At 43.8% G+C, this 8850-nt stretch carries 8 protein-coding genes; 4 read left to right on the top strand and 4 right to left on the bottom strand.

Features of this window, described 5'->3' with window-relative positions; genetic code table 11:
- Positions 1 to 67: 67 nt before the first annotated feature.
- The gene (locus tag HWQ41_RS27205) at positions 68 to 2026 is read left to right on the top strand and encodes an FHA domain-containing protein (RefSeq protein ID WP_292770086.1); all 1959 of its coding nucleotides are present in this window, start codon (positions 68 to 70) and stop codon (positions 2024 to 2026) included.
- Positions 2027 to 2210: 184 nt separating this feature from the next.
- On the opposite strand, the gene HWQ41_RS27200 is transcribed toward HWQ41_RS27205, so the two are convergent.
- Together HWQ41_RS27200 and HWQ41_RS27195 are read right to left on the bottom strand one after the other, a co-directional pair.
- Entirely contained in the window at positions 2211 to 2453 is a 243-nt protein-coding gene (locus HWQ41_RS27200) for a hypothetical protein (RefSeq protein WP_292770084.1), read from the bottom strand.
- A 197-nt stretch (positions 2454 to 2650) separates the two neighbouring features.
- Positions 2651 to 2899: a hypothetical protein gene (locus HWQ41_RS27195; RefSeq protein WP_292770082.1), complete on the bottom strand. Its 249-nt coding sequence runs from the start codon at positions 2897 to 2899 to the stop codon at positions 2651 to 2653.
- Positions 2900 to 3034: 135 nt separating this feature from the next.
- Between HWQ41_RS27195 and HWQ41_RS27190 the strand changes: the two genes are divergently transcribed.
- Positions 3035 to 5299, top strand: a complete 2265-nt coding sequence (locus tag HWQ41_RS27190; RefSeq protein WP_292770080.1) for a tetratricopeptide repeat protein — start codon at positions 3035 to 3037, stop codon at positions 5297 to 5299.
- A gap of 23 nt (positions 5300 to 5322) precedes the next feature.
- Here HWQ41_RS27190 and HWQ41_RS27185 read toward each other — a convergent pair whose 3' ends face one another.
- Complete coding sequence (locus HWQ41_RS27185) at positions 5323 to 5460, bottom strand: hypothetical protein (protein ID WP_292770078.1); 138 nt, start codon at positions 5458 to 5460, stop codon at positions 5323 to 5325.
- Positions 5461 to 5574: 114 nt separating this feature from the next.
- Between HWQ41_RS27185 and HWQ41_RS27180 the strand changes: the two genes are divergently transcribed.
- Entirely contained in the window at positions 5575 to 7632 is a 2058-nt protein-coding gene (locus tag HWQ41_RS27180) for a tetratricopeptide repeat protein (protein WP_292770076.1), read from the top strand.
- 150 nt (positions 7633 to 7782) lie between these two features.
- On the top strand, positions 7783 to 7983 hold the full coding sequence (locus HWQ41_RS27175) for a type II toxin-antitoxin system HicB family antitoxin (RefSeq protein WP_292770074.1): 201 nt from the start codon (positions 7783 to 7785) through the stop codon (positions 7981 to 7983).
- Positions 7984 to 8283: 300 nt separating this feature from the next.
- Here HWQ41_RS27175 and HWQ41_RS27170 read toward each other — a convergent pair whose 3' ends face one another.
- Positions 8284 to 8781 (bottom strand): pentapeptide repeat-containing protein, encoded by a 498-nt coding sequence (locus HWQ41_RS27170; protein WP_292770072.1) that lies wholly within the window; start codon positions 8779 to 8781, stop codon positions 8284 to 8286.
- Positions 8782 to 8850 lie beyond the last annotated feature (69 nt).

Raw genomic sequence — 8850 nt, 5'->3', positions numbered from 1 at the left:
CCCAATTCCCAATGCCCAATGCCCAATGCCCAATGCCCAATGCCCAATGCCCAATGCCCCATAACCAATGACAAATGACTTACAAATCCAATTGAGTTGGGAAGAACCAGCGACGGGAGAACGGCGAGAACCAAGGTTGAGTATGCCGATCGCTTTTGGTCGAGAATTCGCTCGCTTACCTGCTGAACTCAGGGGAGTGCGCGTTTCTAGGATGCTGCTTAACAGTAACGAAGTTTCTCGCTACCATGCCCTAATTGACTGGGAACAAGACCATTTGGTGGTGATTGACCAAAATAGCGTTAACGGTGTGTCTGTCAACGGTCAACCACAAACGCGCAGTGTTTTGGCTAATGGCGATACGTTGCAAATTGGGCCATATCTGATCACGGTGACATTTGCTGCTAGCGCTTCTGCACCAGATACCAGCCCCCCTTCAACGATTCATTTCAACGCAAATACCAATCTTCCAGACCCCACGTTGCCCGTAGTCCAGCCGCTAACGCCCTTGGCAAGTAATTTCCCGCCATTAGCATTTCAGGCGGAAAAGGTCGCTGTGCAGGCACTTCATGCTACAGGATTACCAGTAGATGAATCTGATTATCTCGCGATCGGGGCGGGACTGGGTAGCTTTTTTTGGGCTGATTTGCTGCGAATTAGTGGTGTGCGTGCTGACAAAATTGTGGCTTTGGGATTAGAGGCGGAACCTTATGCTCGTTACAAGCGCCTGTGTTTGAATTCGCAAATTCCCTTACATGAAAGACTGCGTTCTAATTCTGATTCTTGTCCTGATAATATTTGGGGCTGGCCTAGTTATGCCTTGCGTGAAGCTTGGGGTGACTTAGCCAAGGGACAGATAAACTCAGCATTTAAGTATTTGTGGCAAGTGTTTGCTGAACCAACATTTGCAGAAACTTATACTCCCCGTGCGGGTAACGTCTTTGATTCCATAGATAGGGAGACGAAGCGCATTGGCTGGAATCAAATTTATCGCTATGGGCGAGTTCGGGTAATTCGCAAAACTGATGACGGCAGATATTGCGTAGCCTATTCTCGCGGCCCAGGAAATTATGCTTTTTTAGTTACTCGTTATTTACATTTAGCTACTGGGTATCCAGCGATTCAGTTTCTCCCAGATTTGCAAGCTTATAGGGAAAAATATCAAGATTTTAAATCTGTAGTCAATGCTTATGAAGCACACGATCATGTTTATGAGCAACTAGAGCAACAAGGTGGTACCGTGTTGATTCGTGGCCGGGGAATTGTCGCTTCGCGGATTTTCCAGCGCATTTATGAAGCCAGAAAGCGAAATCAGAATATTTCAGTTTTGCATTTAATGCGATCGCCTAAACCCCAAGGCAACAAATTTCAAAATACCCAACGCCTAGTCAAAAATCATTACGAATTTCAACCCTTTAACTGGCCTAAAGCCTGTTGGGGCGGCGAACTCCGGGCAATGTTAGAAAAAGCCAGTCCCGACGAACGCAAGCGTTTACTAGCAGACTGGGGTGGAACTACCACCGCCGACCGCCACGATTGGCAGCAAATTACTGCCCAAGGGTTAAGCGAAGGCTGGTATCAAATTACTTTTGGTGAGGTGCTGGATGTGGAACGAGATGCCCAAAACCGGACTATTACCCGTATTCGAGAGCAAAGCTTTGGGGAAATGAAATTGCTAGCTGACTTTATTGTTGATGCTACTGGACTGGATGCCAAGGTAGATACCAATCCCCTATTAGCAGATTTGGTGAAACATTACAACCTCCCAGTGAATCATCTGGGGCGATTGGCTGTAGCGAACAATTTTGAATTAGTAGAAATGCGTAGTGATAGAGGTCAAATGTATGCGGCTGGGGCTATTACATTAGGTGGCCCTTATGCAGCAGTTGATAGTTTCTTGGGCTTGCAGTATGCCGCATTAGTCGCCGTTGATGGACTCGCCGCCGCCCGTGCTACTGGAGTTCAAAGGTTAAATGTTGTGAGTTCCTTTGGGCAGTGGTTGAAGTGGGTGTTAAATCAGTCACCTTAGTATTAGGAGGAATGGCACTAAGAAAAGCTCAAAGACTTATGTCGCCTCGTCGCCTCGTTCCCAGCCTCCAGGCTGGGAACGAATTCTGAGAGGCTCCGCCTCTCGTCAAGAAATAGGAGGCAGAGCCTCGCAGAGTGGTTTCCCAGCCTGGAGGCTGGGAACCAGTCAGGGCAAGGGCTGTATCTTAACTTAGTGCCATTCGTATTAGGAGGCAGAAGGCAGGAGGAATACAGTATTTATCTCGCTGTTTTGAGTACCAAACTCGAAATTTGAGGTTGAAAGGTGCAACTTCGAGGTTAAAAGGTGCAACTTCGAGGCTCAAAGGCTCAATGTTGAAGTTCAGAGGTGCAACTTCGAGGTTCAAAGGCTCAACGTTGAGGTTCAAAGGCTCAACGTTCAGGTTCAGAGGCTCAACGTTCAGGTTCAAAGGCTCAAGTGGCTCAAGTGACGGGCGATATTTTCAGTCCGCCTGCGATTCAAATCGCAGGCTAACAGCATAAGTCAGTTAAAACTGACTCAAATTAATTAAATTTAGTCCGTTGCAACGGACTTAGGCTATTAGTCTCGGAATTGATTCCGAGGCGGGATGGCAACGAAGCGAAGAATTTGCCTTTGCCAGTGCCCCTACTTAGTTTTTTTGCTTGTCGGGCGTACTAAAGTTTTAACTAAACCCGTAATCGCCACAATCACAGAAGCAATTCCCCCAATTGACAATGAAGTTAAAATTGCCGCCGCAAGAATAATTTCAGTAGGGCTGTATCCATCTCGCATCCAAGTAGATGGATTCTCTAGTGATGTTGGCGAGGCGGGGATTAATTGCAAAGTTTGAGCGGCTTGATTGGAGTTGACTGGAGTTGTTAGGGCAGTTTTCACGGCTGAACCTCTTCTAAATGTTTGCTATGTAAATCGTATTTCTGCCAGAAGAAGAGGAGATTCCCTAGACATGGAGACAAAGTAGAGAGAAGGTAGAATTTAAGTAGAATTGAGAAGAAATCTCACAAGCTGTCTATGCAATGGGCTGATTTTCTAGCCAACGAAGCTGCTTTTGATGGCTTATCCCCAGACCAAACGGCAGCTTTTGTAGAGCGTTTGAAGACTGAAAACTCAGGGAAGAGTGAGGCAAAACTTGCCAGCGAATTAAACATTGGTGCGGCTGCTTTCAAAAAGCGGATGACTGAGGTGTATGAGAAATTCGCCCAGAATTATCCTGAGTTAGCCAATTCTGAAAGCCGGGGAAAACTAGAAAAGTTACGGGCTTGCCTGACAGCAAAATATAATGGCGGGCAAGATGCCCACCACACAATTAAAAAAACTTATGAAAATATTCCCCCTGCTGTCCCATTTGAAAAATTTGTGGGACGTGAGGCGGAACTAGAAGAACTGCACCAGAAGTTACAAACATCTCAGCAAGTTGCAATTGTCGCTGTAGCGGGTATGGGTGGAGTAGGCAAAACTGAACTCGCTACCCAATACGCTAAACAGCACTTGCAGAATTATCAAGGCGGGGTTTGCTGGTTATCTGCACAGGGAATAGATGTCAGAATTCAGATTCTCAGATTTTTTGAATTAAAATTCAACAGAATTGCACCGGACGATTGGGAATTAGCAGATAGGCTGAAATACTGCTGGCAGAATTGGCAACAAGGTGAAGTACTGCTGGTGTTTGATAATGTCACTGACTACAAAAAACAGGTTCAGCCTTATCTCCCTCCAGAATCACCCCGGTTTAAAATATTGCTGACAACGCGCCAGGGATTTGATAGAACTTTGCCGCAATTACCTTTGGGTGTTCTCAAACCATTGGCGGCAATGAAATTATTAAAATCGCTGGTTGATAGAGAACGACTTAAAAGTGAGCCTTGGGTTGCGAGAAGAATTTGTAAATTTTTGGGATATTTGCCTTTGGCGTTAGAGTTAGTGGGGCGATATCTGGATACAATGCCGGATTTGTCTCTGGAAACACTGCGGAAGCGGCTAGAGAAAAAGCGACTGGAACATGAAGCAGTCGCCAAGGCTAACCCATTGATGCATTATGAATATGGTGTTGCTGAAGCTTTTGCATTGAGTTGGGAACAGTTGGATGAAAATGCACAAAAATTAGGCTGTTGGCTGAGTTTGTATGCTTTGGCTGATATTCCTTTTTCTGTTGAGGGGATAGAAGATGATGAAGAACAAGAACTCAACGAGAAAGCTATAGCTGAGTTGCGGAAACTGCATTTAATACAATGGCAAAGTAAAGCAATTTATCGACTACATCCACTGATTCGGCAATTTTTCCAAATGAAGTTGGATGAGTCAAGTGAGGCGGATAAGGTGAAAACAAACTTTACAGCGCAGATGGTAAAGGTGGCAAAGCAAATTCCTCCACAGCCTAACCGTGAAGATATTTTCAACCTCACTCCCTTTATCTCACACCTTGCAGAAGCTGCAACCCACCTATCCCAATATCTCAGCGACGAGGATTTAATCACACCTTTCATACGCTTAGGCTGGTTTTATAAAGGTCAAGGACTTTATCAGCAAGCAGAACCTTGGTACAAACTATGTGCAGAGGTAGCTGAAAATCGTCTTGGTTTAGAACATCCTGATGTCGTCACTAGCTTGAACAATCTCGCATTCCTCTACGATTCTACAGGACGCTACAGCGAAGCTGAACCCATGTATCATCAAGCTTTTGCACTGAGCAAACGCTTACTGGGAGACAACCATTCCAATGTCGCCGCTAGCCTGAATAATCTTGCAGCACTCTATCATTCTACAGAACGCTACAGCGAAGCCGAATCGCTGTTTCAGCAAGCTTTGGAACTGAGCCAACGCTTACTGGGAGAAAACCATCCCCATGTTGCCAATAGCCTGAACAATCTCGCAGTACTCTACAATTCTACAGGGCGCTACAATGAAGCCGAATCGCTGTTTCAGCAAGCTTTGGAACTGAGAAAACGCTTACTAGGAGACAACCATCTCGATGTCGCCGCTAGCCTGAATAATCTGGCAGCACTCTACCGTTCTACAGGACGCTACAGCGAAGCTGAAACCATGTATCAGCAAGCTTTAGCACTGAGAAAATCTTTACTGGGAGACAACCATCCCGATGTTGCCAATAGCTTGAACAATCTCGCAGCACTCTATCATTTTACAGGACGCTACAGCGAAGTTGAAACCATGTATCAGCAAGCTTTGGCAATTTGTGAACGTACTTTAGGTGTAGGTCATCCCGATACAATAATGGTTCGGGGAAATTATGCAAGTTTTTTAAGAGAAGCATATCGCTAACGATCGCACTCTTTCTCCCAAAATCACACCAAATTGATGCCACACAACAGTTGTAGTTTAAATTTTAGCAGCGATCGCCTACAAATTTTCACCTCAAAGAGCGATCGCTCCCTCTTCTCTCTTCCTCCGTGTCCTCTGCGCCTCTGCGGTTCGATTGTCATGCTAATTGACAACGTGCCCAGGCGTAGTCTGTTGTAGACATTGCCCCCTCATATCCAAAATACATTGAAAAATAGAGCGTAGGCGTAGCCCGTCGTAGACATCGCGTAGCTGTTTTGAGTACAAAACTCGAAACTTCAGACTCAAAGGCTCAAATGGCAATGCCTAACGGCAAGCCACTGCTTTTAAATGTTTCTATGAAAATGGTATTTCTACCCCAAAGAGGGAAGATTTCCAAATGCAGACAAAGTAAAATTAAAAATAAACTTTACAAGCTATTTATGCAATGGGCTAATTTTCTAGCCAAAGAAGCTGCTACTCATAGCTTATCTCTAAAGCAAACGGCAGCTTTTATAAAATATTTTAAGACTGAAAACTTAGGTAAAAGTGAAGCTAAACTTGCCAGCGAATTAAACGTTGATGTTGCTGCTTTCAGAAAGTGGATGAGTGAGGTATATGACAAGTTCGCCCAGAATTATCCTGAGTTAGCTATTTCCAACAGTCGGGGCAAACTAAAAAAGTTACAAGCTTACCTGAGCGCAAAACATCATAGCGAATTGGATGTCCTCAAACCATTGGCAGCGATGAAATTATTAAAATCGCTGGTAGTTCGGGAACGACTGCAACAAGAACCTTGGGTTGCGAGAAGAATTTGTAAATTTTTGGGATATTTGCCTTTAGCCTTAGAGTTAGTGGGGCGATATCTAGATAAAATGCCAGATTTGTCTCTGGAAACACTGCTGAACCAGCTAGAAAAAAAACGACTAGAACATGAAGCAGTGGTCAATGGTAACTCATTGATGGATTATGAATCTGGTCTAGCTGAAGCTTTTGAATTGAGTTGGGAACAGCTGGATGAGAATGCACAAGGCTTTGGCTGTTTGCTCAGTTTGTGTGCCTTAACTGACATTCCCTTATCTGTTGAGACGAGAGAAGATGACAAAAAACAACAACTCAATCAGAAAGCCATAGGCGATTTACTAGAATTGCATTTGCTACAACGGGAAAGTAAAGAAATTTATCGTCTAAATCCACTGATTCGGCAACTTTTCCAAATGAAGTTGGATAAATCAAGTGAGGCGGATGAAGCAAAAACTAAATTTGCAGCGATGATGCTAGAAGTAGCAAAGCTAATTCCACAACAGCCTACCCCTGAAGATATTCTCAACCTCACTCCACATATCCCGCACATTACAGAAGTTGCAACCCACTTATCCCAGTATCTGGGCGATAAAAATTTAATCACTCTGTTTACCAAATTAGCCTGGTTTTATCAAGGTCAAGGACTTTATCAGCAAGCAGAACCTTGGTTGCAACAGTGTGTAGAACTGACTCAAAATCATCTTGGTTTAGAACATTCCGATGTCGTTGCTAATCTGAACAATTTAGCCGGACTCTACGAATCTACAGGACGCTACAGCGAAGCCGAACCTTTGTATCAGCAAGCTTTAGAACTCAGAAAACGTTTACTGGGAGACAACCATCTTGATGTCGCGACTAGCCTGAACAATTTAGCAAGAATCTACGAATCTACAGGACGCTACAGCCAAGCCGAACCCTTACTTGAGCAAGTTTTAGAACTGAGAAAACGCCTGCTGGGAGGAGAACATACCGATGTCGCCACTAGCCTGAGCTATTTAGCATTACTCTACGAATCTACAGGACGCTATAGCGAAGCCGAACCTTTGTATCAGCAAGCTTTAGAACTGTGGAAACGCCTAGTGGGAGAAGAACATCCCCATGTCGCCACTACCCTGAACAATTTAGCAGCATTGTACTGTTATACAGGACGCTACAGCGAAGCCGAACCCTTGCTTGAGCAAGCTTTAGAACTGAGAAAACGCCTGCTGGGAGAAGAACATATCGATGTTGGCACTAGCCTGAACAATTTAGCACAACTCTACGAATCTACAGGACGCTTCAGCAAAGCCGAACTCTTGTATCAGCAAGCTTTAGAACTAAGTAAACGCTTGCTGGGAGACAACCATCCCGATGTCGCCATTAGTATGAACAATCTAGCAGCACTCTACCGTAATACAAGACGCTACAGGAAAGCCAAACCCTTATTTGAGAAAGCTTTGAAAATTTGTGAACGCATTTTAGGTGTAAGTCATCCTACTACTATGACGGTTCGGGCAAATTATGCCAGCTTTTTAAAAGAAGCATATCACTAGTACCGCAAGGCGGAATTCAAAATTCAAAATTCAAAATGAATACAGAGTAAGCGTTTCATTGATTTTGAATGGGTGGTTTATTTACGCCGTGCTGTACTAGTACCGCACAAAAGTAATTCAAAATAGAAAAGGTAGTTACAAAGCTCAAGTATGAAGATAAAAGTCCTATTAGAACCCAGTGATGAAGGCGGATACACCGTCTATGTTCCCTCACTTCCAGACTGTATCAGTGAAGGAGAAACTATCGAAGAAGCATTAGAAAATATCCAAGAAGCAATAGAAGTTTACCTTGAGCCACTGGAAAACGAATTTATTACTGAAGGAGCGATCATCAGGGAATTAGTTCTGTGAGCAAAGTTCCAAACCTACCCTATACTGAGATTATTGCTGCTTTACAACAGAGATGGATAGATAGTTGTCCGGCAGCGAGGTAGTCACATCAGACTCGAAAAAATCATGCCAGATGAAGTATTATAATTGACAGTTCCGGCTCATCGACTAGTTAAGCGTTCCACTCTGGCTAAAATTTTGAAACAAGCTGGTATAGAAGTTGAGCGATTTTTAGAGTTATTGTAGATGCGATCGCCCTCTGCATCCTGGAAGGGTTTAAAATAATATCCCCCTCTCCATCAGCGAAGAAGGGGTTAGATTCTAGTTACATCCTAAAGACTCGCGAGTATCTACACCAGTTTTAGAATTTACACCAGTTGCCTTAACACAAAGTTTTTTCACTTGTATCCCATCTAAAATTGCATTCGTAAAATCAGCACCTGTGATATTCACGCCATCAAAAGTAGAACGCAGCATCATTGCATCGGTGAACACCGCATCACTGAAATCAGCATTTTTAAACCTGGTTAAATAGGCTATGCCTTCACTAAAATCAGCACCATGCAGATTTACTCCCTCCAATACGCTACCGTTAAACACGCCACCACGTAAATTAGCATTGCTAAAATTAGCATTCTCTAATTTAAGATTGGTAAACTCAGTGCCAATTAAACTTTGACCAGAGTAATCTTTGCCCTTGAGTTCATCATTACCTACAGAACGGGTAATACTGGAAGAACTAGCAGCTTCCGCCGATAGGGGAAACAAAAAAAGAACCGTAGCTAAGACAAAGCTAATTAAGAGTCGCCAATATTTCATAATCTCTTCTTAATAAATCTCAACACTTTCACCATTAACTATTAAAGCTTACAGAAGGGGAGTGGGGAG

The organism is Nostoc sp. NOS(2021) (assembly GCF_017115025.1).
Classification (GTDB): domain Bacteria; phylum Cyanobacteriota; class Cyanobacteriia; order Cyanobacteriales; family Nostocaceae; genus Nostoc.
Note: the sequence above shows the minus strand (reverse complement) of the source record. Positions and strands in the feature narration are given on the sequence as shown.